Annotated in this window: 27 protein-coding genes; 20 read left to right on the forward strand and 7 right to left on the reverse strand. The window is 69.7% G+C overall.

What is annotated here, in order from left to right:
• Window positions 1–92: 92 nt before the first annotated feature.
• From ACAV_RS08665 to ACAV_RS08680, 4 genes are all read left to right on the forward strand, one after another.
• Window positions 93–557, forward strand: a complete 465-nt coding sequence (locus ACAV_RS08665) for a Cd(II)/Pb(II)-responsive transcriptional regulator (RefSeq protein ID WP_013594190.1) — start codon at window positions 93–95, stop codon at window positions 555–557.
• Between the two features lie 78 nt (window positions 558–635).
• The gene (locus ACAV_RS08670) at window positions 636–1,436 is read left to right on the forward strand and encodes an MlaE family ABC transporter permease (RefSeq protein WP_013594191.1); all 801 of its coding nucleotides are present in this window, start codon (window positions 636–638) and stop codon (window positions 1,434–1,436) included.
• A 29-nt stretch (window positions 1,437–1,465) separates the two neighbouring features.
• A complete protein-coding gene (locus tag ACAV_RS08675; RefSeq protein WP_013594192.1) occupies window positions 1,466–2,485 on the forward strand; it encodes an MlaD family protein in 1,020 nt (339 codons plus the stop codon).
• Window positions 2,482–3,195: a hypothetical protein gene (locus tag ACAV_RS08680; RefSeq protein WP_013594193.1), complete on the forward strand. Its 714-nt coding sequence runs from the start codon at window positions 2,482–2,484 to the stop codon at window positions 3,193–3,195. The genes ACAV_RS08675 and ACAV_RS08680 overlap by 4 nt, the downstream gene beginning before the upstream one ends.
• A 66-nt stretch (window positions 3,196–3,261) precedes the next feature.
• Here the strand turns inward: ACAV_RS08680 and ACAV_RS08685 are convergent, their stop codons facing one another.
• The 3 genes from ACAV_RS08685 to ACAV_RS08695 all read right to left on the reverse strand — a co-directional run bounded on the left by ACAV_RS08685 (window position 3,262) and on the right by ACAV_RS08695 (window position 6,468).
• The gene (locus ACAV_RS08685) at window positions 3,262–3,447 is read right to left on the reverse strand and encodes a hypothetical protein (protein WP_013594194.1); all 186 of its coding nucleotides are present in this window, start codon (window positions 3,445–3,447) and stop codon (window positions 3,262–3,264) included.
• Window positions 3,448–3,616: 169 nt separating this feature from the next.
• Entirely contained in the window at window positions 3,617–5,188 is a 1,572-nt protein-coding gene (locus tag ACAV_RS08690) for an NAD(P)H-hydrate dehydratase (RefSeq protein WP_013594195.1), read from the reverse strand.
• 32 nt (window positions 5,189–5,220) lie between these two features.
• On the reverse strand, window positions 5,221–6,468 hold the full coding sequence (locus ACAV_RS08695) for an FAD-dependent oxidoreductase (RefSeq protein ID WP_013594196.1): 1,248 nt from the start codon (window positions 6,466–6,468) through the stop codon (window positions 5,221–5,223).
• Window positions 6,469–6,778: 310 nt separating this feature from the next.
• Here ACAV_RS08695 and rpsB point away from each other — a divergent pair, with 310 nt between their 5' ends.
• The 16 genes from rpsB (at window position 6,779) to ACAV_RS08775 (ending at window position 21,950) form a co-directional block, all read left to right on the forward strand.
• Window positions 6,779–7,531 carry a 30S ribosomal protein S2 gene (rpsB, locus tag ACAV_RS08700; protein WP_013594197.1) on the forward strand — a complete coding sequence of 251 codons (753 nt, stop codon included), beginning with the start codon at window positions 6,779–6,781 and terminating at the stop codon, window positions 7,529–7,531.
• A 103-nt stretch (window positions 7,532–7,634) separates the two neighbouring features.
• Window positions 7,635–8,531: a translation elongation factor Ts gene (gene tsf, locus ACAV_RS08705; protein WP_013594198.1), complete on the forward strand. Its 897-nt coding sequence runs from the start codon at window positions 7,635–7,637 to the stop codon at window positions 8,529–8,531.
• Between the two features lie 50 nt (window positions 8,532–8,581).
• Window positions 8,582–9,304: a UMP kinase gene (gene pyrH / locus ACAV_RS08710; RefSeq protein WP_013594199.1), complete on the forward strand. Its 723-nt coding sequence runs from the start codon at window positions 8,582–8,584 to the stop codon at window positions 9,302–9,304.
• Window positions 9,305–9,374: 70 nt separating this feature from the next.
• Complete coding sequence (gene frr, locus ACAV_RS08715; RefSeq protein ID WP_013594200.1) at window positions 9,375–9,935, forward strand: ribosome recycling factor; 561 nt, start codon at window positions 9,375–9,377, stop codon at window positions 9,933–9,935.
• Window positions 9,936–9,969: 34 nt separating this feature from the next.
• On the forward strand, window positions 9,970–10,704 hold the full coding sequence (gene uppS, locus ACAV_RS08720) for a polyprenyl diphosphate synthase (protein WP_013594201.1): 735 nt from the start codon (window positions 9,970–9,972) through the stop codon (window positions 10,702–10,704).
• 11 nt (window positions 10,705–10,715) lie between these two features.
• Window positions 10,716–11,570, forward strand: a complete 855-nt coding sequence (locus tag ACAV_RS08725) for a phosphatidate cytidylyltransferase (protein WP_013594202.1) — start codon at window positions 10,716–10,718, stop codon at window positions 11,568–11,570.
• A complete protein-coding gene (gene ispC, locus ACAV_RS08730) occupies window positions 11,567–12,745 on the forward strand; it encodes a 1-deoxy-D-xylulose-5-phosphate reductoisomerase (protein ID WP_013594203.1) in 1,179 nt (392 codons plus the stop codon). The genes ACAV_RS08725 and ispC overlap by 4 nt, the downstream gene beginning before the upstream one ends.
• A gap of 34 nt (window positions 12,746–12,779) precedes the next feature.
• On the forward strand, window positions 12,780–14,147 hold the full coding sequence (gene rseP, locus ACAV_RS08735; RefSeq protein ID WP_013594204.1) for an RIP metalloprotease RseP: 1,368 nt from the start codon (window positions 12,780–12,782) through the stop codon (window positions 14,145–14,147).
• Window positions 14,148–14,190: 43 nt separating this feature from the next.
• The gene (bamA, locus tag ACAV_RS08740; protein ID WP_013594205.1) at window positions 14,191–16,488 is read left to right on the forward strand and encodes an outer membrane protein assembly factor BamA; all 2,298 of its coding nucleotides are present in this window, start codon (window positions 14,191–14,193) and stop codon (window positions 16,486–16,488) included.
• Window positions 16,488–17,015 carry an OmpH/Skp family outer membrane protein gene (locus ACAV_RS08745; RefSeq protein ID WP_013594206.1) on the forward strand — a complete coding sequence of 176 codons (528 nt, stop codon included), beginning with the start codon at window positions 16,488–16,490 and terminating at the stop codon, window positions 17,013–17,015. The genes bamA and ACAV_RS08745 overlap by 1 nt, the downstream gene beginning before the upstream one ends.
• A gap of 39 nt (window positions 17,016–17,054) precedes the next feature.
• Window positions 17,055–18,056, forward strand: coding sequence for a UDP-3-O-(3-hydroxymyristoyl)glucosamine N-acyltransferase (lpxD, locus tag ACAV_RS08750; protein WP_013594207.1), 1,002 nt, complete (start codon window positions 17,055–17,057; stop codon window positions 18,054–18,056).
• Entirely contained in the window at window positions 18,053–18,493 is a 441-nt protein-coding gene (gene fabZ / locus ACAV_RS08755; protein WP_013594208.1) for a 3-hydroxyacyl-ACP dehydratase FabZ, read from the forward strand. The genes lpxD and fabZ overlap by 4 nt, the downstream gene beginning before the upstream one ends.
• Before the next feature lie 18 nt (window positions 18,494–18,511).
• Window positions 18,512–19,300, forward strand: coding sequence for an acyl-ACP--UDP-N-acetylglucosamine O-acyltransferase (gene lpxA / locus ACAV_RS08760; RefSeq protein ID WP_013594209.1), 789 nt, complete (start codon window positions 18,512–18,514; stop codon window positions 19,298–19,300).
• A gap of 16 nt (window positions 19,301–19,316) precedes the next feature.
• On the forward strand, window positions 19,317–20,468 hold the full coding sequence (lpxB, locus tag ACAV_RS08765; protein ID WP_013594210.1) for a lipid-A-disaccharide synthase: 1,152 nt from the start codon (window positions 19,317–19,319) through the stop codon (window positions 20,466–20,468).
• Window positions 20,437–21,159 (forward strand): ribonuclease HII, encoded by a 723-nt coding sequence (rnhB, locus tag ACAV_RS08770; protein ID WP_013594211.1) that lies wholly within the window; start codon window positions 20,437–20,439, stop codon window positions 21,157–21,159. Before lpxB ends, rnhB begins: the two co-directional genes overlap by 32 nt.
• On the forward strand, window positions 21,156–21,950 hold the full coding sequence (locus ACAV_RS08775) for a TrmH family RNA methyltransferase (RefSeq protein ID WP_013594212.1): 795 nt from the start codon (window positions 21,156–21,158) through the stop codon (window positions 21,948–21,950). Before rnhB ends, ACAV_RS08775 begins: the two co-directional genes overlap by 4 nt.
• Before the next feature lie 73 nt (window positions 21,951–22,023).
• Here the strand turns inward: ACAV_RS08775 and ACAV_RS25230 are convergent, their stop codons facing one another.
• The 4 genes from ACAV_RS25230 to ACAV_RS08790 are packed head-to-tail and all read right to left on the reverse strand — an operon-like array spanning window position 22,024 to window position 26,655.
• On the reverse strand, window positions 22,024–22,374 hold the full coding sequence (locus ACAV_RS25230) for a DUF3325 family protein (RefSeq protein WP_353611305.1): 351 nt from the start codon (window positions 22,372–22,374) through the stop codon (window positions 22,024–22,026).
• 1 nt (window position 22,375) lies between these two features.
• The gene (locus ACAV_RS08780; RefSeq protein WP_041828672.1) at window positions 22,376–23,881 is read right to left on the reverse strand and encodes a PepSY-associated TM helix domain-containing protein; all 1,506 of its coding nucleotides are present in this window, start codon (window positions 23,879–23,881) and stop codon (window positions 22,376–22,378) included.
• Between the two features lie 32 nt (window positions 23,882–23,913).
• Complete coding sequence (locus ACAV_RS08785; RefSeq protein ID WP_013594214.1) at window positions 23,914–24,225, reverse strand: hypothetical protein; 312 nt, start codon at window positions 24,223–24,225, stop codon at window positions 23,914–23,916.
• On the reverse strand, window positions 24,226–26,655 hold the full coding sequence (locus ACAV_RS08790; RefSeq protein ID WP_013594215.1) for a TonB-dependent receptor: 2,430 nt from the start codon (window positions 26,653–26,655) through the stop codon (window positions 24,226–24,228).
• Between the last annotated feature and the right edge of the window lie 34 nt (window positions 26,656–26,689).

Genomic DNA, 26,689 nt, shown 5'->3' on the forward strand with positions numbered 1-26,689 from the left:
TGTGTTGTCCTTGCTTGGGGTGAATTCCGACAGGGGTCCGCAGCCGGACCGTGCCATCATTGGAAACCTTCAAGCCGCTTCAAGGTCAAGCCGTGTCCGCCGCAAGTCCCCACCACCGTATCGGCGATGCCGCCCGCCTCTCGGGCGTGCCCACCGCCAACATCCGCTACTACGAGAAGGAAGGGCTGCTGCCCGCCCAGGCCCGCGCCGACAACCGCTACCGCCTCTACAGTGACGAAGAAATCCACCGCCTGCGGTTCATCCGCCTGTGCCGCGCCATGGACATGTCGCTGGACGAAGTGCGCACGCTGCTCTCGCTCGGCCGGGGCACGGACACCGCCGCAGACCATGCGGCCTGCGCCACGGTGGACGATCACCTGCTGCACGTGCGCACCCGCCTGCGGGAGCTGCAGGCGCTGGAGGCCCAGTTGCTGTCGCTGCGCGGGCGCTGCGACGGTACCGACGGCAGCCGCTGCCACGTGATCGAGGCCCTCCATGACCGTGCCGATGCCGACCCCCTGCCGCTGCCCGATCCGCCGGCGCGCCGGCATGTGTGATCGCCCTTTGCCCATGCCCGCGCAGCCGTTTCCTTCGACCGGAATCCCGTCCGCCTGCCGTCAGGCGGAGGAGGCCGCATGAGCGCCGGAGCCGGCACCCTGCCCGCATGGACCGACCGACTGTGGCGCGCCGCGCGCGGCTGGGCGCTGGCCTGGTGGCGCATCGTCTATCTGGGCGCGGTGGTGGCGGTGCTGATGCTGTCGCCGTCCAGCTACGGGCGGTCCACCCGCGCGCGCCTGGCGCGCCACATGTACATCGACACGGCGCCCCTGCTGCTGGGCTTCACCGCGCTGGTGGCACTCATCTGCCTGGTGGTCACGCACATCGTCGTGGTCACGGCGCGCAGCTACGGCCTGTCCCACTATGCGCTGCAGATGGTGGTGCGGGTGCTCGTGCTGGAGCTGATCCCGCTCACGGCGGCGCTGTTCGTGGCGCTGCGCACCACGATCCCGGGAGGCACGCAGCTGGCGCTCATGCGCCGGTCGGGCCACTGGGATGCGTTGCGAGCGCGCGGCGCCGATCCTGTCCGCGTGGAGCTGCTGCCGCGCGTCGTGGCAGGCATCTATGCCAGCATCACGCTCGCCGCGCTGTCGTGCGTGGTCGCCCTGGTGATGGCCTACCTGGGCGTCTATGGCGCGAGCACGGCGGGAGTGCCCGCCTACACCCGCATGTTCGGGCAGGTGTTCACGCCGCCCGTCACCCTGCTGTTCGCGCTCAAGACCCTGCTGTTCAGCCTGGCCGTCGCGCTCATTCCCATGGCCGCCGGCCTGCATGCCACGGGCGATCCGCGCGCCCGCTCCGAGCTCGGCGGCTTCGCGCGCATGTTCGCGGTGCTGCTGCTGATCGAGATCGCCTCGCTCATGGGCAACTACTACTGACTGATTGACGCTTTCCCGGACCGCTTCCGATGAACGACCACCACTCCCCCCCGCCGCAGCAACATCCTGCCGGGGCGCCTGCCTCCGAGCCCGCCGAGGCGCTGCTGCGCCCCGTGGCCCACCTGGAGCGCAAGGCCGCCGCGCTGCTGCTCTTCACCCTGGCGCTGATCATCGGCTCCGGCCTGTACCTGCTCTACGCGCGCGGCGTGTTCGAGCCCACGCAGCAACTGGTGCTCACCGCCGAAGACTCCGAGGGCGTGGTCGCCGGCATGGACATGACGTTCTCGGGCTTCCCCATCGGCCGGGTTCGCAGCACCGAACTGGCCGAGGACGGCGATGTGCGCATCCTGATCGACGTGCCGCGCAAGGACGCGCACTGGCTGCGGGAGTCCAGCGTGTTCACGCTGGTGCGCGGCATCGTGGGCGGCACCACCATCAAGGCCTACAGCGGCATCCTGACCGATCCGCCGCTGCCTGACGGGGCGGTGCGGCCGGTGCTGCGCGGCGATGCCACCGCCGAGATCCCCCAGCTCATGTCGGCCGCGCGCGAACTGCTTTCCAACCTGCAGGCCCTCACCGCGCAGGACGCCGCGCTGGGCGGAACCCTGGCCAATGTGCGCACCCTTACCGAGCGGCTGAACGCGCCCGGCGGAGCCCTTGGCGTGCTGATGGGCAGCGAGGCCGAGGCGCGCAAGATTGCCACCACGCTCGACCGCACCAACCAGTTGCTGGCGCGCATCGACGGCATGGCCGCCAAGGCGGACCGGCAGGTGTTCGGCACGGCCGGCGAGGCGGGCCTCGTGACCGATGTGCGCGCCACCGTGGTGCAGCTCAACGGCCTGCTCGCGGACACGCGCCAGAGCCTGGCCAAGGTGGATGCAGTCCTGGCCGAAGCCCAGGCCATCGGGGCCAACGCCCGCGAGGCCACCACCGACCTCGGCGCCCTGCGCGCCGATGTGGAAAGCAACCAGCGCAAGGTCGAGAGCCTGGTCAACGAGATCCAGCGCAAATGGCCGTTCGCGCGCGACACCCGGATCCAGCTGCCATGAGCCCCGTACCCCTGTTCCCCCGGCCTGGCCGGCCTCGGCTTCCCCGGCGTTCCGGCGCGTTGCTGTCCGCCGTGCTGGCTGCCGCGCTGTCCGCCGGCTGCGCCCAGCGCCCGCCTGCACCCGAATGGGAAATGAATGCCCGTGGCGCCGCTGACCGGGCCACGCAGGCCTACCTGTCCGGCAACGACCGCGTGGCTGTACAGGAATGGCGGCGCGCCCGGGAAGAAACGGCCCGCACCGCCCGGCCCGACCTGCTGGCCCGGGTCGTGCTGCTGGAGTGCGCAACCCGGGTCGCCAGCCTGGCGCAGGTGGGGTGCCCCGATTTCGCGCCACTGCGTGATGGCGCGGCCGAGGCCGAGCGTGCGTATGCGGATTATCTGGAAGGCCGTGCCGGAGGGGCGGAGGTGGAGCTTCTGCCACCGGCCCAGCGGGCCGCGCTGGCCGGTGGAGCTGCGGCGCTGGCCGGGGTGGAAGATCCGCTGGCCCGGCTGCTGGCCGCCGCGGTACTGCATGTACGGGGGCAGGGCGGTGCGGATGTGCCGCGACATGCCATCGATGCGGCCTCCTCCCAGGGATGGCGCAGGCCTCTGATGGCCTGGCTGCTGCTGGCAGAACAGGACGCCCGCGCGTCTGGCGACGCCCAGCGGGCAGACCAACTGAGGCAGAGGCTGGATGTGCTCGAAAAGGCAGGCGCCGGAGGAGCGCGGTAATCTGCTGTCCGACGGCTCCCTTCCAGCCGGGAGCCGGAACGGTGCAGGCGGCGCCCGCCACCTCGCTCAGGGCGAGGAAATCGGATCGCCCGGCAGGAACTGCTCCAGATCCTGCGGGATGCGTACCAGAGAATCCGCAGCCTGGACGGCTTCGTCCGGTACGAGGTTCATCGCCGTGGCGGCCACCGCCAGCAATACCGTGGTGGTGAACGCGATGAACGCGCGGGGGCCGGTGTAGCGGTTGCGTTGCATGGCAGTCTCCTTGGATGCGGATCGGTGGGCGGGCGGGGTAATGCGTGGTGCTGGATGCATTACATGCCGGCCGGCCGCCCGCGTCTGTCGGACACGTCCTCGCGGACGTGTGCTGCAACGGGAGTTACCCTTGGTTTCGCCCTGCGGGATGTCTTGTAGGACGACGGGGTTATAGGCCCACCGCGGGGACCAGCCGGTGCGCCAGGGTGGACGCCGTCAGGGTACTGCCCGGCGGCCATTGGTCGGCTGCCCGCCCATGGGCGTGGCAGGCCGCGGTAGCCGCCTCGAACGCTGCATCCCTGCCTTCGGGCCGGCCCGCCCACAGGGCACCCAGGAATCCCGCCAGCACGTCCCCGGTGCCCCCCGTGGCCAGGCGTCCATTGCCCGTGGGATTGATGTGCACCAGCCGGTCCGGCGCGGCCACCACGCTGCCGGAACCCTTGAGCACGACGGTGCAGTGGAAGCGCTCGGCCAGTGCCCGGGCGGCACCCAGCCGGTCGGCCTGCACGGCGGCCGTGTCGCTGCCCAGCAGCCGCGCGGCTTCCAGGGGATGGGGCGTGAGCACGGTGGGCAGCGGGCCATGGCGCAGGGCGCGCCCGCGCAGCTGCTCCGCCAGGGCAGTGTCGCGGGCCACGGCGTTCAGCCCGTCCGCGTCCAGCACCAGCCGGGGGGCCTCCGCCAGCACGCGCGGCAGCACGTCCCGCACGGCCTCGCCGCCGCCGCAGCCGCAGACCACGGTGGCCCGGTCCAGTTCAAGGGCGTCAAAGCGGCGCAGCATGCATTCCGGCTGCTGCGGGTCCACGGGCAGGGTGTCCTTCCCGCTGGCGTCCAGCAGCGCAACCACCACCCGCCCCGCGCCGCCGTGCAGCGCGGCGGAGGCCGCCAGCAGCGCGGCCCCGGTCATGCCCTGGCCCCGGGTTCCGATGGCCTCGCCGCCCACCACGGCCACATCGCCGTAGCTGCCCTTGTGGGACGCATGCGCCCGCCGCACGGGCACACCGGGCCCCGCCAGCCACGCCGACGGGGGCTCGGCCGGCGTATCTACGCCCAGATCGTCCCGCCAGACGGTGCCCGCGGCATCCCGGCCCTGGCCGGTGAACCACCCGGGCTTGAGGGTCAGCAGCCCCAGCGTATGCCGTATGCCTGGGGGCGCGTGCTCTGGCGGCGCGAGGCCGGGAAGGTACTGGCCCGTATCGGCCTGCAGGCCCGAGGGCCCGTCCACGCAGAGGAGGGGGGCGCGGCTGTCCTGCAGCGCGCGCAGCAGCGCTGCCAGCTCCTGCGAAGGAGCACCGGAGCGGGCCGCCGCCCCGATGCCGAGCAGGGCATCGATGCACAGATCGTCCGGCCCGAGATCCGCGGGCGCACGTTCGACGAAGGGCACCTGCGCGCCCCGGGCGCGTTCCCAGGCCCGGCGTGCGTCGTCGGGGGCGGTGTCCGGCCGGCCGAGCCAGGTCACATGCACCCGCACGCCGCGGCGCGCCAGCTGCGCCGCCGCTTCGAGCCCGTCGCCGCCGTTGTTGCCGCTGCCGCAGGCGATCCACACCTGCCGCGCATGCGGCGCCACCGCCTGCGCCAGGCGCGCCACCGCCAGCCCCGCGCGCTCCATCAGCGTGCCGGCCGGCAGCGATCGCAGCGCGGCCTGCTCGATGCGGCGGGTCGCCGGAACGTCGAACAGCGGATGGGGACGGTCGGGTTCGATACGGATCATGGGCATGCGGCAGGCCTTCCTTCGGGAGGCCATTGTGGACCGCTCCGCGGCCCGTGCCGCTCCGGTCAGAACCTGCGCAACCCGAAGGGCTGCAGGTCCGTCTCCGGCACCCGCTGGGCGACCAGGTCTGCCACCGCGCGGGCACTGCCGCAGGCCAGGGCCCAGCCACATGCGCCGTGCCCGGCGTTGATCCACACCCCCGGCACGCCGGTGGTGCCCACCACCGGCAGCCCGTCCGGGAGCATGGGCCGTGCCCCGCGCCAGGTCTGCACTTGCGGTGACGACCACTGCGCGCCACCCGGGAACCAGCCCGAGGCTGCGTTGTAGAGCGTCTGCAGGGTGGGGGCGTGCGGCGTGCCGCTGCCGGGGCCCAGTTCCGCGCCGCCGGCCACCCGCACCCTCTGTCCCTGCCGGGTGACGGTGATGCGGTGCAGCGGGTCGATCACCGTGCCCTGCGGGGCGTGGGTGTCCTCGCGCACGGGCGCGCTCAGGGTGTAGCCATGCAGCGCCGCCAGTGGCATCGCGGTACCCGTGCCCCGCAGCAGGGCGGCGGCCGACACGCCCGCGCACACCACCACCGCGTCGAAGCGGCGCGCGTCGCGTTCGCCGGCCAGCCGCACGCCGGCCGGGCCGCCCTGCAGCGCCTCCACGCGCGACTGGAACAGGAACTGTACGCCGCGCTCCTGGGCTGCGTAGCGCAGCATCTGGGCGAAGAGGCGGCAATTGCCGGACTCGCCGTCCGGCAGGTGCAGCGCGCCCGCCAGTTCGTTGTCCGACGCCAGTCCGGGTTCGATGAGGCGGGCGGTGTCGGCGTCCACGTCGAGCACGTTCAACCCGGTTTCCCGCAGGATGCGTGCGGCCGGCTGCACGCGGTCCAGGTCGGCGGGGGCGCGCAGCAGCACCAGCACGCCGCGGCTGCTCTCCGGATCCAGCTCCAGGGCCTGCGCCACCTGCCGCATGCGGAGGTGGCTGTAGTGCCCGAACCGGGCCAGCGCGGCGATGGAGGCCTCGGCCATGCCGCCGCGCGCCGCCCGCCGGCGGCGCCACAGCCAGCGCAGGTCGGCGAGCCCGGCTCCCTGGGCCAGGCGGACGGCGGCGTGCCGGCCCAGGAGCCTCTGCCGCGCGGGGCCGCCGATGGCCGGCGATGCCCAGGGAATCAGGGGCGCGGGGGCGAGCAGGCCCGCGTTGGCGAAGCTGGCCTCCTCGGCGGCGGCGCCGCGCTGCTCGAAGACGGTGACGGCATGTCCGTCGCAGGCCAGTTCATAAGCGGTGGCGGTGCCGACGATTCCGGCACCGACGATGGCGATGTGCATGGTGGGTGAGGGCCGCCTCCGGTGTGCCGGGGCGGACCCGCTTCTGGGGTTCTGGGAGGGCCGCTGGGCGCCGCGGCCCCGCCGCGGGGGAGCGCCGGCGGAAGGTGCGAGCGGCCCGGTATGCTAGAATCTCGGGGTTTTGCTGTGAGGGGCGCCTCTTTTGTCAGTGGCGTCGGCAGCGGCGAAACATGCAAGCCAACGCAAATGCGAACCGGCCCTATCAAGGTGCCGCCCCGGTCGATTCGATCATTCGATCGTTGCCGGGCGGTTAGCGGGGCCGGATTTTAGACCCAACCTTTGGAGAATACCCATGTCCGTCACCATGCGCGAAATGCTGGAAGCCGGTGTCCACTTCGGCCACCAGACCCGCTTCTGGAACCCCAAGATGGCCCCGTTCATCTTCGGCCATCGCAACAAGATCCACATCATCAACCTGGAAAAGTCGCTGCCGATGTTCCAGGAGGCGCAGAAGTTCGCCAAGCAGCTCACCGCCAACCGCGGCACCATCCTGATGGTCGGCACGAAGCGCCAGGCCCGCGAGATCCTGGCCTCCGAGGCGCAGCGCGCCGGCGTGCCCTACGTCGACCAGCGCTGGCTGGGCGGCATGCTCACCAACTTCAAGACCGTCAAGACCTCCATCAAGCGCCTGAAGGACATGAAGGCCCAGCAGGAAGCCGGCCTGGAGTCCATGAGCAAGAAGGAACAGCTGACGTTCACCCGCGAGATCGAGAAGCTCGAGAAGGACATCGGCGGCATCCAGGACATGAACGCCCTGCCGGACGCCATCTTCATCATCGACGTGGGTTTCCACAAGATCGCCGTCGCCGAAGCCAAGAAGCTGGGCATCCCGCTGATCGGCGTGGTGGACTCCAACCACTCCCCTGAAGGCATCGACTACGTGATCCCCGGCAACGACGACTCGGCCAAGGCCGTGGCGCTGTACGCCCGCGGCATCGCCGACGCGATCATCGAAGGCCGTGCCAACGCCGTGAACGACGTGGTCAAGGCCGCCGCTCCCGAAGGCTCGGACGAATTCGTCGAAGTGGAAGAATCCGCTGCCTGAAGGCCCGGCCGCGCGACCTGTCGCGAATGAAAGAGGGGCTCCTGTTAGCCCCCTTTTTTTTAGCCTTGAATCCTGTAACGAACTGAAATCTGGAGAATTACCGATGGCTGCAATTACCGCTAGCATGGTTGCCGAACTGCGCGCCAAGACCGACGCTCCCATGATGGAGTGCAAGAAGGCCCTGACGGAAGCCGACGGCGATCTGGCCAAGGCCGAGGAACTGCTGCGCGTCAAGCTGGGCACGAAGGCTGGCAAGGCTGCCGCCCGCATCACTGCCGAAGGCGTGGTCGCCAGCTTCATCGAGGGCACGACCGGCGCCCTGATCGAAGTGAACAGCGAAACCGATTTCGTGAGCAAGAACGACAGCTTCATCGCCCTGGCCAAGGCCGCGGCCGAGCTGGTCGCCAAGCACAACCCCGCCGACGTGGAAGCCCTGGGCGCGCTGCCCTACAGCCAGGAAAGCTTCGGCCCCACGCTGGAAGAAGTGCGCAAGGGCCTGATCGGCAAGATCGGCGAGAACATGTCCTTCCGCCGCTTCAAGCGCTTCTCGGGCTCCAAGCTGGCGTCCTACCTGCACGGCACCCGCATCGGCGTGGTGGTGGAGTTCGACGGCGATGAAACCGCCGCCAAGGACGTCGCCATGCACATCGCCGCCATGAAGCCCGTGGCCCTGACCAGCGCCGACGTGCCCGCCGAGCTGATCGAGAAGGAGCGTACCGTCGCTGCCGCCAAGGCTGCCGAATCCGGCAAGCCTGCCGACATCGCCGCCAAGATGGTGGAAGGCTCGGTGCAGAAGTACCTCAAGGAAGTCTCGCTGTTCGACCAGGTCTTCGTGAAGGCCGCCGACGGCAAGCAGACCGTGGGCCAGATGCTCAAGGCCGCCAACACCAACGTGAAGGGCTTCACGCTCTACGTCGTGGGCGAAGGCATCGAGAAGAAGGTGGACGACTTCGCGGCGGAAGTGGCCGCGCAGGTGGCTGCCGCCAAGGCCGCAGCCTGATCCCTGGTTCCGTACAGTCCCCCGATTCCACCACCCGAAGAGAAACGCCCATGTCCCTCGCCGCTCCAGCCCACAAGCGCATTCTGCTCAAGTTGTCTGGAGAGGCTCTCATGGGTGACGACTCCTTCGGCATCAACCGCGCCACCATCGTCCGGATGGTCGAGGAGATCGCCGAGGTCACGCGCATGGGCGTGCAGGTCGCGGTGGTGATCGGGGGCGGGAACATCTTCCGCGGCGTCGCGGGAGGCTCCGTCGGCATGGACCGCGCCACTGCCGACTACATGGGCATGCTGGCCACGGTCATGAACGCGCTCGCGCTCGCTGATGCCATGGACAAGCAGGGCCTCATCGCCCGCGTGATGTCGGCCATCGGCATCGAGCAGGTGGTGGAGCCTTACGTGCGGCCCAAGGCGCTGCAGTACCTGGAAGAGGGCAAGGTCGTGGTGTTCGCCGCGGGCACCGGCAACCCCTTCTTCACGACGGACACCGCTGCCGCGCTGCGCGGCGCCGAGATCGGTGCCGAGGTGGTGCTCAAGGCGACCAAGGTGGACGGCGTGTACACCGCCGATCCCAAGAAGGACCCGACGGCGACGCGCTACACGAAGCTCACCTTCGACGAGGCCATGTCGCGCAACCTCGGCATCCTCGATGCCACGGCGTTCGCGCTCTGCCGCGACCAGAAGCTGCCCATCCGGGTCTTCTCGATCGTGAAGCACGGCGCGCTCAAGCGCGTGGTGATGGGCGAGGACGAAGGAACGCTGGTGTACGCTTGACGCCCGACTGCACCGCGCCCGCGGCGGCTTGGCGCCGGCCCGGGCGACGGATGCGCGCACAGGAGAACACATGACGATTGCCGACATCAAGAAAAACACCGAAGCCAAGATGGACCAGTCCATCGTGGCCTTCAAGAACAACCTGGCCAAGATCCGCACCGGCCGTGCGAATCCGGCGCTGCTCGACTCCGTCCAGGTCGAGTACTACGGCTCCATGGTGCCGCTCTCGCAGGTGGCGAACGTGTCGCTGATCGACGCGCGCACCATCAGCGTCCAGCCCTGGGAAAAGGGCATGGGCGCCAAGATCGAGAAGGCCATCCGCGAAAGCGACCTGGGCCTGAACCCGGCCTCCATGGGCGACCTCATCCGCGTGCCGATGCCGCCGATGAGCGAGGAGCGCCGCAAGGAGATGACCAAGCTCGCGCGCAACGAAGGCGAGGGCGCCAAGGTGGCCGTGCGCAACCTGCGCCGCGACGCCAACGAGTCGGTCAAGAAGCTCGTGAAGGACAAGCTCGCCTCCGAGGACGAGCAAAAGCGCGCCGAAGCCGACATCCAGAAGGTGACCGACAAGCACATCGCCGAAGTCGATGCGCTCGTGGCCGCCAAGGAACAGGAAATCATGGCGGTCTGATCGGCCCGTTGCACGGGTTCGATCGATGCCTTCCATGTCCACTGCCTCGCCAGCCATTCCCCACCACATTGCCATCGTCATGGATGGCAATGGCCGGTGGGCCACGCGCCGGTTCCTGCCGCGGCTGGCCGGCCACAAGCAGGGGGTGGAGTCGCTCAAGCGCTGCGCCCGCGAATGCGTGGAGCGCGGCGTGGCCGTGCTGACCGTGTTCGCCTTTTCCTCCGAGAACTGGAACCGTCCCGCCGAGGAGGTGTCCGGTCTCATGGACCTGCTGGCCAAGGCCCTCGCGCGCGAGGTGCCGCAACTGCAGAAGGACGGCGTGCGCCTGCATTTCGTGGGCGAGAAGTCCACGCTGTCCGAGAAGGTCCGCGCCGGGCTGGCGCAGGCCGAGGCGTCCACGGCCCACAACGAACGCCTCGTGCTGAACGTGTGCTTCAACTACGGTGGGCGCTGGGACATCGCCCAGGCGGCCTCCGCGCTCGCGGCCCGCGGCGAGCCCATCACCGAGGCCAGCCTCCACACTGCCATGGGCCTGGCCCACGTGCCGGATCCCGACCTGGTGATCCGCACGGGCGGCGAGATGCGCATCAGCAATTTCCTGCTGTGGCAGTGCGCGTATTCCGAGCTGTACTTCAGCGACCGCCTCTGGCCCGATTTCGACGGTGCCGCCCTGGACCAGGCCATTGCCGCCTACGGGGCGCGCGAGCGCCGCTTCGGCAAGACATCCGAGCAATTGCTGGCCTCCCCGACCTCGTCGGCGTGCGCCTGAAGGGGTTTCCCATGCTGGTGACGCGCATCCTCACGGCCATCGTCCTGCTGGCCATCCTGCTGCCGGCACTCTTCGCCGGCTCGGTCGTGCCTTTCGCGGCTGTGGTGCTGGTGCTCATTGCCGCCGGCGGCTGGGAATGGGGGCGGCTGCAGGGCCTGGGCCAGCCGGCGTCCCTGGCGGTAGGCGCGGCCTGCGTGCTGCTCTGCGCCGCGAGCTGGGCGGCAGGCTGGACGGAGCGTCCGCTGCCCTGGCTCTGGGCCGCCGCCGGTGCTGGCTGGGTGCTGTGCGGCGCCTGGCTGCTGCGCCATGGCGTGGAGGGCTGGCCGCGCATCCCGCATCCCGTGCGCCTGGCCGGCGGGGTGCTGGCCCTCTGGCTGGCGTGGCTGGCCGCCGTGCAGGCGCGCACCATCGGCATCAACTTCCTGCTGTCCGTGCTGGTCCTGGTCTGGGTCGCGGACATCTTCGCCTATTTCGCCGGCCGGGCGTTCGGCCTGCGCTTCACGCGTTCCAAGCTGGCACCGTCCATCAGCCCCGGCAAGAGCTGGGAAGGCGTCTGGGGCGGCATGGCCGGCGTGATCGTGCTCGCCGTGGCCTGGGCAGCGGCCGATGGCGCTTCGCAGGCCCTGGTCCCGAGCTTCTACACGCGGCTGGCCGCCAAGGGCTGGTGGCTGCTGGTCATCGGCGCGGTGTTCATGGCCTGCATGAGCGTGGTGGGTGATCTCGTCGAATCGCTGGTCAAGCGCAGCGTGGGCGCCAAGGACAGCAGCCGGCTGCTGCCCGGCCACGGCGGCGTGCTCGACCGCGTGGATGCGCTGCTGCCCACGCTGCCCCTGGCCATGATGCTCACCCATTTCGCTGTCCCATGAAACAACGCCTTACCGTCCTGGGTTCCACCGGCTCCATCGGAACCAGCACCCTGGACGTGGTCGCGCGCCACCCCGGCCGCTACGAGATCTTCGCGCTGAGCGCCGCCACCCAGGTGGACGCCATGGCGGCGCAGTGCCTGCGCTTCGGTCCGCGCTACGCGGTCATGGCGAGCCCGGAGCATGCCCGCGCGCTGCGGGAGACACTGGCCGCCCAGGGCTCGTCCACCGAGGTGATGGACACTCCCGATGCGCTGCAGGCGATCTCCGCCCATCCCGAGGTGGACGTGGTCATGGCGGCCATCGTCGGCGCCGCCGGGCTCGCTCCGTGCCTTGCCGCAGCGCGCGCGGGCAAGCGCCTGCTGCTGGCGAACAAGGAAGCGCTGGTCGTGGGCGGCGAGGTGTTCATGTCCGCGGTGCGCGAGGGCGGCGCCACGCTGCTGCCCATCGACAGCGAGCATTCCGCCATCTTCCAGTGCCTGCCGGAGGATGCGTCCTCCTGGCCGCGGCGCGTGGACCACATCCTGCTCACCGCGTCCGGCGGCCCGTTCCGCACGCGCGAGCCCGCCACCCTGCGCGACGTGACGCCCGAACAGGCCTGCGCCCATCCCAACTTCTCCATGGGGCGCAAGATCTCGGTGGATTCCGCGACCATGATGAACAAGGCGCTGGAAGTGATCGAGGCGCGCTGGCTGTTCAATCTGGCGCCGGAGCAGATCCAGGTGGTCATCCATCCGCAGCAGATCATCCATTCGATGGTGCAGTTCAAGGATGCCTCCGTGCTGGCGCAGCTGGGCACGCCCGACATGCGCGTTCCCATCGCCTGCGGCCTCGCCTGGCCCGAGCGCATCGAGAGCGGCACGCCCCGGCTCGATTTCCGCAGCCTGGCCGCCCTGACCTTCGAGGAGGCCGACGCCACGCGCTTTCCCGGGCTGCACCTGTCATGGCAGGCCCTGCGCGCCGCGCCGGGTACCACCGCGGTGCTCAATGCGGCCAACGAGGTGGCAGTGGCGTCGTTCCTGGAGCGCCGCATCCGTTTCGACCAGATCCACCGGCTGAATCTTGCAACTCTGGAGGCGGTATCGCCCTCCAACCCGGACTCGCTGGGCGCCTTGCTCGACCTCGACGCCCAGGCGCGCTCGGTCGCGCGGCACCGGGCAGAGCGGCTCGCGGCCTGACCGCCGCGTTCCTTCACCGTACGGGAGTGCCCCCATGCTTCTCACCATCGTCGCCTTCGTCGTCGCCCTGGGCCTGCTCATCGCGGTCCATGAGTACGGGCACTACCGCGTGGCCGTGGCGTGCGGCGTCAAGGTCCTGCGTTTCTCCGTGGGCTTCGGCAAGCCGCTGCTGCGCTGGCAGCCGCGCGGGTCTTCCACCGAATTCGTGATCGGCGCCTTCCCGCTCGGGGGCTACGTGCGCATGCTCGACGAGCGCGAGGCGCCGGTGGATCCTGCCGAGCGCCACCTCGCCTTCAACAACAAGCCCCTGCGCGCGCGCGCGGCCGTCGTCGCCGCCGGCCCGGTCGCCAACCTGCTGCTGGCCGTGGTGCTCTACGCGGCGGTCAACTGGATCGGCGTGCAGGAGCCGCGCGCCATCCTCGCCAGCCCCGCTGCCGGCTCCGTGGCCTACGACGCCGGGCTGCGCGGCGGCGAACTGGTGGTGGGCGCCGCCATCGGCGCCGAGGAGCCGGAGCCGGTACGCTCCTTCGAGGATCTGCGCTGGGCGCTCACGCGTGGCGCCCTCGACGGGCAGGACGTACGCCTGCAGGTCGAATCCGATCCGGGCGCGCCGCAACGCGAGCTGGTGCTGGAACTGCACAATTTCGATGCGCGCGAGGCCGACGCGCAGCTGTTCCGCAAGATCGGGGTGCTGGGCCCGTGGACCCGTCCGGTCATCGGCGAAGTCGTTGCCGGCGGCGCCGCGCAGCGCGCCGGCCTGCGTGAAGGGGACACGGTGCTGCAGGTGGGTGCCACGCCCGTGGTGGACGGCCAGCAGCTGCGCGAGTTGATCCGCGCCTCCGTGCGGGACGGCAAGGCCGCCACGCAGGCCTGGCGCATCGACCGGGCAGGGCGCGCGGTCGATCTGCAGGTGACGCCCGACGTGGTGCGACAGGACGGCGCGGCGCCCGCGGGCCGCATCGGCGCCTACGTGGGCGCCCAGCCCGCGATGGTCACCGTGCGCCACGGCCCGTTCGAAGGCCTCTGGAAGGGCGTGACGCGCACCTGGGAGGTCTCCGCACTCACGCTGCGCATGATGGGCCGCATGGTGATCGGCGAAGCCTCGCTCAAGAACCTGAGCGGCCCGCTCACCATCGCCGATTACGCAGGCCGTTCGGCCAGCCTCGGATTCACCCAGTATCTCGTGTTCCTCGCCCTCATCAGCGTGAGCCTCGGGGTGCTGAACCTGCTGCCGCTGCCGGTCCTCGATGGGGGCCACCTGATGTATTATCTTTGGGAAGGCGTGACCGGCAGGGGCGTGTCCGACGCCTGGATGGAGCGATTGCAGAGGGGCGGCGTCGCATTGCTCCTCGTGATGATGTCCATCGCCCTCTTCAACGACGTCACCCGGCTTTTTGGCTAAACCTACCGCCGCATGAATCCGCCATGTCGGCACCAGTTCACTCATGAAAAAACACATCAACCGCCTGGGCGTGCGTACGGCATGCGCCGTTGCCGCCATGGTCTTCGTCGCGCAGGCTGCCTGGGCCCTTGAACCCTTCAAGGTCCAGGACATCCGGGTGGAAGGCCTGCAGCGCGTGGAGCCGGGCACGGTGTTCGCTTCCATGCCGCTGCGCGTGGGCGACGACTACAACGACGAGAAGGGCGCGGCCGCCATCCGCTCGCTCTTCGCTCTGGGCCTGTTCAAGGACGTGCGCCTGGAAGCCAGCGGCAACGTGCTCGTGGTGGTCGTGGAAGAGCGCCCGACCATCGCCGACGTCGATTTCGCCGGCACCAAGGAGTTCGACAAGGACACCCTCAAGAAGGCCATGCGGGACGTGGGCCTGACCGAAGGCCGGCCCTACGACAAGGCCCTCACCGACCGGGCCGAGCAGGAACTCAAGCGCCAGTACATCAACAAGAGCCTGTACGGCGCCGAGGTCGTGACCACGGTGACGCCCATCGAGCGCAACCGCGTCAACCTCACCTTCACGGTGACCGAGGGCGAGCCCGCCAAGATCAAGGACATCCACATCAACGGTGCGCAGGCCTTCAGCGAATCCACGCTCAAGGGCCTGTTCGACCAGGACACCGGTGGCTGGCTGAGCTGGTACACCAAGTCCGACCGCTATTCCCGCACCAAGCTCAACGCCGACCTGGAGACGCTGCGCTCCTACTACCTCGCGCGCGGCTACCTCGAGTTCCGCATCGATTCCACCCAGGTGGCGGTGTCGCCGGACAAGCAGGACATCAGCATCACGATCAACATCACCGAAGGCCAGCGCTACGTGGTCTCCGGCGTGAAGCTGGAAGGCAACTACCTGGACCGCGACGACGAGTTCAAGTCGCTCATCACCATCCAGCCCGGCGAGCCCTACAACGCCGACAAGGTCACCGAGACCACCAAGGCCTTCACCGACCACTTCGGCAACTTCGGCTTCGCCTTCGCCCGCGTGGAGGCCGTGCCCGAGATCGACCGCGAGAACAACCGGGTGGCCCTCGTGCTGCGTGCAGAGCCATCGCGCCGCGCCTACGTGCGCCGCATCGTGGTGAGCGGCAACAACCGCACCCGCGACGAAGTGATCCGCCGCGAATTCCGCCAGTACGAGGCGTCCTGGTACGACGGCGACAAGATCAAGCTGTCGCGCGACCGCGTGGACCGCCTGGGCTACTTCACCGAGGTGAACGTCGAGACCCAGGAGGTCTCGGGCTCGCCCGACCAGGTCGATCTGGTAGTGAACGTGGCCGAGAAACCCACCGGCTCCCTGCAGCTGGGCGCGGGCTTCTCCAGCGCCGAGAAGGTGTCGCTGTCGTTCAGCATCAAGCAGGAGAACGTGTTCGGCTCGGGCAACTACCTGGGCGTGGACGTGAACACCAGCAAATACCGCCGCACGCTGGTGCTCAGCACCACCAACCCGTACTTCACGCCGGACGGCATCTCCCGCACGCTGGACCTCTACTACCGCACCGACAAGCCCTACCAGGACCAGGGCGGCAACTACCAGCTCATCACCGCCGGCACGAGCGTGCGCTTCGGCATCCCGTTCAGCGAGACCGACACCGTGTTCTTCGGCGGCGGGCTGGAGAACACCCGCATCAAGCTGGGCACGAACATTCCCGCGGCCTACCTCTCCTACGCCAACACGTACGGCACCAGCAGCACGGCCCTTCCCCTGACCGTCGGCTGGTCGCGTGACGACCGCGACAGCGCCCTGGCGCCGAATTCGGGCCGCTACCAGCGCCTGAACTCCGACTGGTCTGTGGCGGGCGATGCGCGCTACGTGCGGGCCAACTACCAGTTCCAGCAGTACGTGCCGCTGAACAAGAAGTTCACCCTGGCATTCAACTCCGAGCTGGGCTGGGGCAAGGGCCTGAACGGCCGGCCCTATCCGGTGTTCAAAAACTTCTACTCGGGCGGCCTCGGCTCGGTGCGCGGCTTCGACCAGGGCACCCTGGGCCCGCGCGACGTCACCGGCGCATCCCTGGGCGGTCCGAAGAAGGTCACGCTCAATGCCGAATTCATCGCGCCGTTCCCCGGTGCGGGCAACGACCGTACGCTGCGCGTGTTCACGTTCGTGGACGCCGGCAACGTTTACGGCGAAGACGAGAAGGTCACCTTCAGCGACATGCGTGTCTCTGCAGGCCTGGGCCTGAGCTGGATTTCCCCGCTCGGTCCGCTTCGCCTCGCTTTCGCGCAACCGGTGCGCAAGTTCGCCGGCGATAAAATCCAGAAATTGCAATTCCAGATCGGAACGTCTTTCTAATGAAATCCCTTTCCCGCCATATTCCCCTGGTCCTTCTGCTCGGCGCGCTCGGCGCAGCCGTGCCTGCGCAGGCACAGGAGTTCAAGGCCGGTTTCGTGAATACCGACCGCATCTTCCGCGAAGCCAGCACGGCCAAGGCCGCACAGGCCAAGCTGGAGCAGGAATTCTCCAAGCGCGAGAAGGACCTCGTCGACCAGGGCGCCGCGCTCAAGGCCGCCACCGAGAAGTTCGAGCGCGAGGCCCCCACCATGGCCGAGAGCCAGCGCACGGCCCGCCAGCGCCAGCTGGCCGACCAGGATCGCGACTTCCAGCGCAAGCGCCGCGAATTCCAGGACGACCTGGCCGCGCGCAAGAACGAAGAGCTGGGCCAGGTGCTGGAGCGCGCCAACCGGGCCGTCAAGCAGGTGGCCGAGGCCGAGAAGTACGACGTCATCCTGCAGGAAGCCGTCTACATCAACCCGAAGCACGACATCACCGACAAGGTGATCAAGGCGCTGAATGCAGGCGCGGGCGCCAGTGCGAAGTGATCGCAGCGGCAGCCGGGCGGCGCGCGCGGGGCATCCCGCGTGAGCGTGCGTCTCAGGCAGATTGTTGAGGCGCTGGGCGGAACGATCGAAGGGGGCGACGGCGACGCCGAGATTCTTCGCATCGCCCCGCTCGACTCGGCGGAACCGGGCGACCTGGCTTTCCTGAGCAATCCGCGCTATCGGCAACAACTGGCCGCCTCCCGGGCGGCCTGTGTCATTGTGGCGCCCGCGATGCGCGAGGAAGCGCTGGCGCGCGGCGCGTGCATCGTGGCGGAGGATCCCTACGCCTATTTCGCGCGGGCGACGCAACTCTGGAAGCGCCTGCACGGCCGCACGCCCGCCGCGGGCGTCCATCCGTCCGCGGTGGTGGATCCGGACGCCTTCGTCGATCCCTCGGCGCGCATCGGCCCGCTCTGCGTGGTCGAGCGCGGCGCGCACATCGGCGCGGGCACGGTGCTGACTTCCCGCATCACGGTGGGCGAGGGCTGCCGCATCGGCGAGCGCTGCCTGCTGCACCCGGGCGTGGTGATCGGTGCGGACGGCTTCGGCTTCGCGCCCGACGGCGGCGCCTGGACCAAGATCGAGCAGCTCGGCGCGGTGCGCATCGGCAACGACGTGGAGATCGGCGCCAACACCTGCATCGACCGCGGCGCGCTGGACGACACCGTCATCGAGGATGGGGTCAAGCTCGACAACCTCGTGCAGATCGGCCACAACGTCCGCATCGGGCGGCATACGGCCGTGGCCGGCTGCACCGGCGTGTCCGGCAGCACGCGCATCGGCGCGCACTGCATGATCGGCGGCGCCGCCATGATCCTGGGGCACCTGGAGATCGCCGACGGCGTGCAGGTGTCTCCGGGCACGGCCATCACGCGGTCCGTCCTGCGGCCCGGGCTCTACTCCGGCATGTTTCCCTTCGACGAAAATGCGAAGTGGGAAAAGAACGCGGCCACGCTGCGCCAGCTCCACGGGCTGCGCGCGCGCATCATGGCCCTCGAAGAACAGATACGAAAAGACGGTCCCACCGCACACATCCAATGATGGACATCCACCAAATCCTCAAGCTCCTGCCGCACCGCTATCCCTTCCTGCTGGTGGACCGCGTCGTCGAACTCGAAAGGGGCCAGCGCATCCAGGCGATCAAGAACGTCACGATCAACGAGCCGTTCTTCACGGGCCACTTCCCGAGCCGCCCGGTCATGCCCGGCGTGCTGATGCTCGAGGCGCTCGCGCAGGCGGCAGGCCTGCTGTCCTTCGACATGATGGGCGAGGCCCCCGGCGACGACAAGGTGTTCTATTTCGTCGGAATCGACGGCGCGCGCTTCAAGCGGCCCGTGGAGCCGGGCGACCAGCTCATCCTCGACGTGAAGCTCGACCGCATCAAGGGCGGCATCTACAAGTTCGTCGGCGTGGCGCGCGTGGGCGACAGCACCGCATGCGAAGCCGAGATCATGTGCACCATGCGGACCGTCGCCTGATGGGCTGAGGGCGTGGGCATGAGCAGCATCCATTCCACGGCCATCGTCGATCCGGGCGCCGAGCTGGACAGCTCGGTCACCGTCGGCCCCTATGCGGTCATCGGCCCCAAGGTGCGCATCGGGGCCGGGACGCGCGTCGGGCCGCACTGCGTCATCGAGGGCCGCACGACGATCGGGCGTGACAACCAGATCTTCCAGTTCGCCTCGCTCGGCGCGGTCCCCCAGGACAAGAAATATGCCGGGGAAGACACGTGCCTGGAGATCGGCGACCGCAACACGATCCGCGAGTTCTGCACCTTCAACCTCGGCGTGCCGGGCGCGGGGGGCGTCACGCGCGTGGGCGACGACAACTGGATCATGGCCTACTGCCACATCGCGCACGACTGCCTGGTGGGCAACCACACCACGCTGTCGAACAACACCACGCTGGCCGGCCATGTCGAGCTGGGCGACTGGGTGACCGTCGGCGGGCTGGTGGGCATCCACCAGTTCGTGAAGATCGGTGCGCATGCGATGGTGGGTTTCGCCTCGGCGGTGTCGCAGGACGTGCCGCCTTTCATGCTGGTCGATGGCAATCCGATGGGCGTGCGCGGCTTCAACATCGTCGGCCTGAAACGCCGCGGCTTCTCCGCGGACCGCCTCGCCGCGGTCAAGCAGATGCACCGCCTGCTGTACCGCCAGGGGCTGACCCTGGAGGCAGCCGCCAAGGCGATCGAGGAGCTTCCGGCCGAGCACCCCGAGGCCGCGGGCGACATCGCCCTGCTGCGCGATTTCATCGTCTCCTCGACGCGCGGCATCGCGCGCTGAAGGGGAGCGTTCAGCCATGCAAGACGCCCCTCGCATCGCGATGGTGGCCGGCGAGACGTCCGGCGACCTGCTCGCCGGACTGCTCCTGGACGGCCTGCATGCGCAGTGGCCGGCGGTGTCCGCGCAGGGCATCGGCGGGCCGCAGATGGAACGCCGGGGTTTCCAGTCCCTGTGGCCGAGCGAGCGCCTCGCGGTGCACGGCTACAGCGTCGAGCTGGTGCGCCGCCTCTGGGGCATCGTGCGCATCCGCCGGCAATTGCGCAGCCGCCTGCTGGCGGAGCGGCCTGACCTCTTCATCGGCGTCGATGCCCCGGATTTCAACCTGGGCCTGGAGGCCGACCTGCGTGCCGCCGGCATCAGGACCGTGCATTTCGTCTGCCCCTCCATCTGGGCCTGGCGCGCGGAGCGGGTCGAGAAGATCCGGCGCAGCGCCGACCATGTGCTGTGCATCTTCCCCTTCGAGCCCGAGTTGCTGGCGCGCCATGGCATCGCCGCGACCTACGTGGGCCATCCGCTGGCGCAGGTCATTCCGATGGAGCCCGACCGCCTCGCAGCCCGCGCGCAACTGGGACTGGGGGCGGACGACGAGGTGCTGGCCATCCTGCCCGGCAGCCGCTCCGCGGAAGTCGCCTATATCGCCCGGCCGTTCTTCCAGGCGGCGGCACTGCTGCGCCAGGCGCGGCCCGGCCTGAAGATGGTCGTTCCCGCAGTGCCGGCGCTGCGCGAGCGCATCGAGCAGCTCGCCACCGAGTGCGGTGTGCGCGATGCGCTGCAGATCACGGCGGGGCAGTCGCATACCGTGCTGGCGGCCTGCGACTGCACCCTGATCGCCAGCGGCACCGCCACGCTGGAGGCGGCGCTGTTCAAGCGCCCGATGGTCATCGCCTACCACATGCACCCCATCAGCTGGCGCCTGATGCGCCGCAAGCAGTTGCAGCCCTGGGTGGGGCTGCCCAACATCCTGTGTGGCGATTTCGTGGTGCCCGAGCTGCTGCAGGACGCGGCCACGCCGCAGGCCCTGGCCACGGCCGTGCTGCAGTGGCTGGATGCACCTGCCGGCCAGCGCGACGCGCTGGCGCGGCGCTTCACCGCGCTGCACGAGGAACTGCGCCGCGATACCCCGAGATTGGCCGCCGATGCGATCCAGAAAATCCTTGCCGCGCGTTGAGCAGGCCCATCTGCCCTGGCATCCGCCGGGGCTCGTCGCGGGCGTGGACGAGGCGGGCCGCGGACCGCTGGCCGGGCCCGTGGTGGCCGCGGCCGTCATCCTGGACGAACTGCAGCCCATCGACGGCCTGGCGGATTCCAAGACCCTCACCGCCGCTCGCCGCGAGGCGCTGTTCGACGAGATCCGCGCCAAGGCGCTGTGCTGCAGCGTGGCCGAGGCCACGGTGGAAGAGATCGATACGCTGAACATCCTGCAGGCCACCATGCTGGCGATGCGCCGCGCCGTGGCCGGCCTGCGGCTCAAGCCGGTGCGCGTGCTCGTGGACGGCAACCGCCTGCCGCCGCTGGACGTGCCCGCCGAGGCCATCGTCAAGGGCGACGCGCTGGTGCAGGCCATCTCTGCTGCCTCCATCCTGGCCAAGGTCACGCGCGACCGCTGGTGCGCGCAGCTGCACCAGGCCTATCCGCACTACGGTTTCGCCTCGCACAAGGGCTACGGCACGGCGGAGCACATGGCAGCCCTGCAGGTCCACGGTGCATGCCCGGAACACCGCCGGTCCTTCGCACCGGTCGAGGCGGCGGTGCAGCGTACCGTGATCCTGCAGGCCACCGCCACCACCGGGGCCACCGTGGAAACCACCGTATCCGTGCGTCCGGCGGCGCCCCGGGCCGCGGAAGGGCTGCACGCATGACGGCCGGGCCGACCTTCATCCAGTCGCGCGACAACGCGTTCGTGAAGGACCTGCGCCGGCTGGCGCAGGACAGCGGAGCCTACCGCCGCCAGGGCCGTGTCTGGCTCGAGGGCGACCATCTCTGCCGCGCCGCGCTGGAGCGCGGCGTGCAGCCGGCGATCGGGGTTTATGCCGAATCCGCCTGGCCGGCATGGGAGCACGAGTGGGGGCCTGCGGCCGCTCGCAATGTGGTGCTGGCCGATGCGCTCTGGTCCGACGTGAGCGGGCTGGAGTCACCCGCACGCATGGGCTTCGTGGTGCCTGCGCCCGAGGCGCCGGTGCTGCAAGCCGGCCTGCCGACGGTGGTGCTGGACCGGCTGCAGGACGCCGGGAACGTGGGATCCATCCTGCGCAGCGCCTCGGCCTTCGGTTTCCGGCAGGTCGCGGCGCTCAAGGGTACGGCCGGCCTGTGGAGCCCCAAGGTGCTGCGCGCGGGCATGGGTGCGCATTTCGCGCTGCACCTGGTGGAGGGACTGTCGGTGGATGACATCGACACGCTGCGCCTGCCGCTGCTGGCCACGAGTTCGCACGGTGGCGACCTGCTGCACCGCGCGTGCTTGCCCTGGCCCTGCGGCTGGATCCTGGGCCACGAAGGGCAGGGCGTGTCCGAGGCCCTGCAGCAGCGTGCCACGCACCTGATCCGGATCGCGCAGCCGGGCGGCGAGGAGTCGCTCAATGTGGGCGCGGCCGCGGCCATCTGCCTGCATGCCAGCGCGGCGCACGCGGATGCCGGTGCCGCTGAACGCGGGTGACGCGGCGTTGCCGCATGCTGCGCGTTCATGCATCGCACCGGTATCCTGCCCGCGTGGGCAGCTGCCTGTCGCCCTAGTCTCCACTCCGGGATGCCCTGGCGGAAGCACTGCCGCTCTTCGCGGCATCGGCTCTATGGCTGCGGCCTGAAGGTCGATTTGCGAGCCGGTCTGCGAGGGACAGGGCACTTGCCACGGTGAGCGTGCCTGGTGCGAGCAGGCCCATCCAGAGGATGAGGGCCGCGGGGCCTCCGGAGGCCAGCGTGCAAGCCAGTGAGGCGGCCAGCGCCGCGCATCCCAGTGTGCGCAACGTCCATCCCCGGCGAAGATGGGCAACGGCCCGCGGGAGGTGTGCGGCGTGCCTGTCCATCGACAGCGCCAGGGCGGCCAGCCCCCCCAGCATGGTCACGAACGCCAGGGCCGCCATGTCAATGCCCACGCCGCGCTGCGGCCATGGCCCACAGGGCGAATGCCATGCCCAGCGCCAATGCGCCCAGGTCGAACCCGGCCATCACCCAGTCGCCCGCCGGCAACGACTGGCCCAGGTGCCGGTGGGTGGTGGCGGCGTTCAGAAGGGGAATCGCACCGAATCCCAGCGCGGCGCACCAGGCCTGGATGCGCCAGGCGGTAGCGGGGGCGGTGAATGCCGCATGGATGAAAGCGGCGAGCCAGGCCACGAACAGCACATCGACTTCGAGCTGCGCGCGCTGGGCGATGCCGGGCGGCAGCAGGCGGTTGGCCCAGAAGTAGGCGGCCATCGCAATGGGAAGCCCCAGAATGGCCCCGACGTTGAGCCGTTCGACGAGCCTGTGGCCCCAGGGTGCCGTATTGCCTTCGCGCCGCGCACGCTCTCGCCGCTTGGCGGTCCAAAGCACCATCCCGGTGGCGATCATCGCGCAGCCCAGCAAGCCCGACAGCAGGTACAGGGCGCGCAGCAAGGGGCCTGCGAACAGGCCCTCGTGCAGGCCCAGCCACAGGTCGCGCGCCGTGCGCGGAGCAGACTGCCCGGCCAGCCGTTCGGCCAGCAGCCTGCCGCTGGTGCCCTCGAAAACGAGGATGCCGGCGGAGCGCACCGGTCCCGCAGCGAAGTTGCCGGTGGTGGTGATCCGCGCGTTGGCGTCCCCCGGGTGCTGGATGTCGATCACTGCCACGGCGCCTCCATGGGGCCGCGCCCGTTCCAGCACCTGCGCGATCGGCACCAGCGGGGCAGGTCTGCCTGAAGCCTGGGTGGCGGCCATGGGCGGGAACAACTCGCCGTAGAACGCGCGGCCCGCACTGCCGGGTGGCAGGCCGTACCAGGCGCTGGCGATGAGCGGCATGAACGAGAACATCACGAAGACCAGGCCTGAGTAGCTGATCATGAGCTGGAAGGGAAGGCTGGCCACGCTGGCCAGGTTGTGCGCGTCCAGCCACGAGCGCTGCCCCTTGCCGGGCCGGAAGGTGAAGAAGTCGGCGAAGAACCGCCGGTGCGCCACGATGCCGGTGAGCAGGGCCAGGAGCAAGGCCGTGGAGGCGATGGTCACCACCCCTTCGGCCCAGGCCTGCGGCAGGTAATGCAGGCGCCAGTGCATCTGGTAGAGGCCCTGTCCGCCTGTGGTCTCGCGCACGGCGATGGATCGGCCGGTTGCCGCATCCAGCCACACCGGCTGCGGCGAGTCGCCTGCCCGCGGTGACCAGTCCACCCGCAGATGGGGCTCGTTGCGGTCCACAGGCAGGTATATGGTCCAGCGCCGCGCGCCGAGGGCGTGCGCCTGCAGATAGGTGATGGCGTTCGCGGCCTGGGCTTCAGGGGGCAGGGGGACATGCGTGGCGGGCAGCTCGGGGCGCATCCAGCGGTCGATCTCCGTGTCGAGGTAGCCGGCCGTTCCGGTGACGAACATGAAGTACAGCAGCCAGCCGAACAGCACGCCCACCCAGGTGTGCAATGGGGCCATGGCAGGGCGCAACGGGCGCCGCGGGGTGGGCGTCACAGCATCGCCCATGCCAGGGCGGCGCTGCCGAGCACGCCCAGCCCGATCACCGCCCAGGCCCGGCGTGCGCTGCGTGCCGCGAACGCACCCATGCACGCCACCGGGTAAAACGCGATCCCGAGCTGCATGGCCGCCAGCACCGCCTCTTCGCGCGGCAGCGCCGGCGCGGCGGCTGCGACGATGGCGACCGGCAGTGTCTGGGCCAGCACGTAGCCGCCCAGGCAGCCGGCGAGCAGGCGCGATGCCACGTCGCGGCGCGCGCCACGGTGCCCGCGGTGGGCCTTCGTGTCAGGCTGGCCCGCGCGCACTCAGAAATCCGCGGTGGCCGAAAGCAGCAGGGTGCGGGGTGCGCCCATGGTCAGGCCTTCGCGGGCGGCGGACTGCCAGTAATTCCTGTCGAGCAGATTCTCGATGGTGGCACGCAGCGTGACCGGTGTGCGTCCGGCGGTGAAGCGATAGCGTGCGCCGATGTCCAGCCGGTTCCACGCGGGCAGTTGCTGGGTGTTGGCCACGTCCACGTACTGCCTGCCGGTGTGCAGTGCGCGCGCAGTCAAGGTGAGGCCGGGGACGAAGGCCGTATCCCATTCACCACCCAGGTTGATCTGCACCCGGGGCGTGGCAGGCGCAGGCCGGCCGTCATTGGCACCATCCTCGGTCCGGGTCTGTTTGCCCTGCGTGCAGGCCACGCCGGCCAGCATGCGGATGCCGCGTTGCACTTCGCCCTGGGAGACGATCTCGAGCCCGCGGTTGCGCTGCTTTCCGTCCATGCGAAAGGTCGGGGGCGTGGTCGATGCATCGAGCACGCTGCTCGGACGGTCGATCTGGAAAATGCTGACCGTGGTGATGAGGTGACCGGTGTCGAACTTGGCGCCCAGTTCCACCTGCTTCGATTTGGAGGGCGGGAACATCTGGCCTGCGTTGGCTGCGCCGCTGGGCGCGGTAGGGCCTTGCGACAGGCCTTCGATGTAGTTGCCGTACAGCGAAATGCCCTCGGTGGCCTTGAACAGCAGGGCGGCCATGGGCGTCACGGCGGACTTGCCGTAGCGTGCCGTCTGCGCACCGGTGGCGCCATCCAGCGTGCGCGTGCGCACCTCCTGGTGGCGTGCGCCCAGGGTCAGCTGCCAGCGCTTGTCGGCGGTGGATACCGTGTCGGCCAGGGCCAGGCTGTTCATGCGCGTCTCGCCCACGCGGGGTACATTGCTGTCCAGAGAGATGGCGGGCATGGCCACGTCGGCCGGGGTGTAGATGCTGGAGGCATACACCGTGCCGTTCTGGCGCCGCAGGCCATTGTCCTGCGCGTAGCCGCTGGCACTGAGCACCCATTCATGGCGCAGGGTGCCGGTCTGCAGCTTGCCGCGCAGGCCGGCCTCGGCCGTGCGCGTGTTCACGTACTCCTTGAGCCGGTACGGCCGGGCCAGGAGCGCGCCTTGTGCATCCTGCAACTGCGATGTGGTCTGCAGGCTGTCGAATTCGTAGCGCATGGCGCCCAGCGCACCGTAGGCCACGAGGTCGGGAGCGATGTCGATTTCGCCGCGCACGATGGCTGCGCGCTCGTCGGCATCCCAGTAGCTCCACTCCGGCTGGAAGTTGATCCGGTTGTCCGGGGCCCGTGGAATGGGCGTTCCTGCCGCAGGCGGGAAGAGCAGGCTGCTGCGCCCATGGGTCACGCGCTTCTGGTAGTTGACGTCCGCCTCCAGGCGCACGCGCTCTCCCTGGTAGTCCAGCCCCAGGGCCAGGGCATCCACCCGCTCGCTCGAGCCGTCGATGGGCGTGTCGCCCGACTGCCTGGCCACATTCAGGCGCGCGCCCCATTCCTGGTCGGCACCGAAGCGGCGGCCGATATCGGCATGCACGCCGAACTGGCTGTCATCGGCATACGAGGTGGTCACCCGGTTGAGTGGCTCGGCACCTGCGCGCTTCGGCACGAGGTTGATGGAGCCACCCACCGAACCGGCAGGTGCCATGCCGTTGAGGAGTGCGCCGGGTCCTCGCAGCACCTCCACCCGCTCCACCCCGATCAGCGATGCGGCATTGCGCGGCGACAAGCCGTACAGCCCGTTGTACGACACGTCGTAGTTGAACACCGTGAAGCCGCGGATGTTGAACTCCTCGCGGCCCGAGTTGCGCCCATAGGTGTTGCGCACCGAGGGGTCGTTGACCAGCACGTCGCCAATGGTCCGCGCCTGCTGGTCGTCTATCAGCCTGGCGGTGTACTGGGTGGCGCTGAACGGGGTGTCGAGCGCGTCGCGATTGCCCAGCATGCCGACCCTTCCCCCGCGGGCCACCTGGCCTCCGGCGTACGGGCGGGGCAGCGCATCCGGCGCCGAGGCAGTCACTGAAACCGTGGGGAGCACCGCTGCGCTGCCTGGGGCGGCAGCCGGGACGGCGATGGCGGGCCGCACCAGCACGGACCGATCTTTCACCGTTCCCTGCAGTCCGCTGCCTGCCAGCAGGCGGTCCAGCGCCTGCTGGGCCGTATAGCGGCCCGACACGGCTGGGGCGGCCTTGCCCGCTACCTGTTCGGCCGAGAAGCCCAGCTGAAGATCGGCCTGGCGCGCCAGTTCGTTGAGTGCGTTGGCCAGCGGCTGCGCGGCGATGGCAAAAGTGTGGGAGCTCGCTGCCGGCCCTGCGACCTGTGCCTGGGCGACTCCGGGATGGGCCATCGCGAAGCCGAGCGTGACGGCCGCAGCCAGGGACAGGGGGGTCAAACGGAAACGGGGCGCAATGCGCAGGGCCATGGAATTCCTCGGTCTTCAATGAATGGGCGTGTGC

The organism is Paracidovorax avenae ATCC 19860, assembly GCF_000176855.2.
In the GTDB taxonomy this organism is placed as follows: Bacteria; Pseudomonadota; Gammaproteobacteria; order Burkholderiales; family Burkholderiaceae_C; genus Paracidovorax; species Paracidovorax avenae.

Bases quoted from the DNA above. Each gene is read 5' to 3' on its own strand.
- ACAV_RS08670 (WP_013594191.1), top strand. From the start codon at position 636: ATGAGCGCCGGAGCCGGCACCCTGCCCGCATGGACCGACCGACTGTGG.
- ACAV_RS08675 (WP_013594192.1), top strand. From the start codon at position 1,466: ATGAACGACCACCACTCCCCCCCGCCGCAGCAACATCCTGCCGGGGCG.
- ACAV_RS08680 (WP_013594193.1), top strand. From the start codon at position 2,482: ATGAGCCCCGTACCCCTGTTCCCCCGGCCTGGCCGGCCTCGGCTTCCC.
- ACAV_RS08685 (WP_013594194.1), bottom strand. From the start codon at position 3,447: ATGCAACGCAACCGCTACACCGGCCCCCGCGCGTTCATCGCGTTCACC.
- ACAV_RS08690 (WP_013594195.1), bottom strand. From the start codon at position 5,188: ATGGCCTCCCGAAGGAAGGCCTGCCGCATGCCCATGATCCGTATCGAA.
- ACAV_RS08695 (WP_013594196.1), bottom strand. From the start codon at position 6,468: ATGCACATCGCCATCGTCGGTGCCGGAATCGTCGGCACCGCCACCGCT.
- rpsB (WP_013594197.1), top strand. From the start codon at position 6,779: ATGTCCGTCACCATGCGCGAAATGCTGGAAGCCGGTGTCCACTTCGGC.
- tsf (WP_013594198.1), top strand. From the start codon at position 7,635: ATGGCTGCAATTACCGCTAGCATGGTTGCCGAACTGCGCGCCAAGACC.
- pyrH (WP_013594199.1), top strand. From the start codon at position 8,582: ATGTCCCTCGCCGCTCCAGCCCACAAGCGCATTCTGCTCAAGTTGTCT.
- frr (WP_013594200.1), top strand. From the start codon at position 9,375: ATGACGATTGCCGACATCAAGAAAAACACCGAAGCCAAGATGGACCAG.
- uppS (WP_013594201.1), top strand. From the start codon at position 9,970: ATGTCCACTGCCTCGCCAGCCATTCCCCACCACATTGCCATCGTCATG.
- ACAV_RS08725 (WP_013594202.1), top strand. From the start codon at position 10,716: ATGCTGGTGACGCGCATCCTCACGGCCATCGTCCTGCTGGCCATCCTG.
- ispC (WP_013594203.1), top strand. From the start codon at position 11,567: ATGAAACAACGCCTTACCGTCCTGGGTTCCACCGGCTCCATCGGAACC.
- rseP (WP_013594204.1), top strand. From the start codon at position 12,780: ATGCTTCTCACCATCGTCGCCTTCGTCGTCGCCCTGGGCCTGCTCATC.
- bamA (WP_013594205.1), top strand. From the start codon at position 14,191: ATGAAAAAACACATCAACCGCCTGGGCGTGCGTACGGCATGCGCCGTT.
- ACAV_RS08745 (WP_013594206.1), top strand. From the start codon at position 16,488: ATGAAATCCCTTTCCCGCCATATTCCCCTGGTCCTTCTGCTCGGCGCG.
- fabZ (WP_013594208.1), top strand. From the start codon at position 18,053: ATGATGGACATCCACCAAATCCTCAAGCTCCTGCCGCACCGCTATCCC.
- lpxA (WP_013594209.1), top strand. From the start codon at position 18,512: ATGAGCAGCATCCATTCCACGGCCATCGTCGATCCGGGCGCCGAGCTG.
- lpxB (WP_013594210.1), top strand. From the start codon at position 19,317: ATGCAAGACGCCCCTCGCATCGCGATGGTGGCCGGCGAGACGTCCGGC.
- rnhB (WP_013594211.1), top strand. From the start codon at position 20,437: ATGCGATCCAGAAAATCCTTGCCGCGCGTTGAGCAGGCCCATCTGCCC.
- ACAV_RS08775 (WP_013594212.1), top strand. From the start codon at position 21,156: ATGACGGCCGGGCCGACCTTCATCCAGTCGCGCGACAACGCGTTCGTG.
- ACAV_RS25230 (WP_353611305.1), bottom strand. From the start codon at position 22,374: ATGGCGGCCCTGGCGTTCGTGACCATGCTGGGGGGGCTGGCCGCCCTG.
- ACAV_RS08780 (WP_041828672.1), bottom strand. From the start codon at position 23,881: ATGGCCCCATTGCACACCTGGGTGGGCGTGCTGTTCGGCTGGCTGCTG.
- ACAV_RS08790 (WP_013594215.1), bottom strand. From the start codon at position 26,655: ATGGCCCTGCGCATTGCGCCCCGTTTCCGTTTGACCCCCCTGTCCCTG.